Source organism: Pseudomaricurvus sp., assembly GCF_965662505.1.
Taxonomy (GTDB): Bacteria; Pseudomonadota; Gammaproteobacteria; order Pseudomonadales; family Cellvibrionaceae; genus Pseudomaricurvus.
This window is the reverse complement of sequence record NZ_CBFIHX010000165.1, coordinates 1-257: the sequence shown is the minus strand read 5'-3', so window position 1 is coordinate 257 and position 257 is coordinate 1. Positions and strand designations below refer to the sequence as shown.

1 protein-coding gene is annotated in these 257 nt (G+C 52.5%); it reads right to left on the bottom strand.

Annotated features, from left to right (window positions below; genetic code table 11):
- A partial coding sequence (locus tag ACTG33_RS15655) for a hypothetical protein (RefSeq protein ID WP_439136158.1) occupies positions 1 to 257 on the bottom strand: 257 nt, incomplete at both ends.

Sequence of the window (257 nt, the reverse complement as noted above, 5' to 3'; positions counted from 1 at the left end):
TGCTGCTGGGACTGTTTAGAATTACTTGTCTTTGCTTGTGGACTTCCAAGGCCGAGAGACTGCTGGGTTTAGCACCCAATTGGTTAACGATATTGGCGGCATCGGCCTGTTGGTGGGTCAGCGAGGGTGAGTTAGGATCCAAAGCGGTAATCCACTGATCAGAGACATTGCCACCGCAGCGCTCAATCAATTGGCGCAGTTGCGCCAGGCTGGCATGAGGTGAGCTGACACTGAATGTGTGTTTGGCCAGTGCTTTT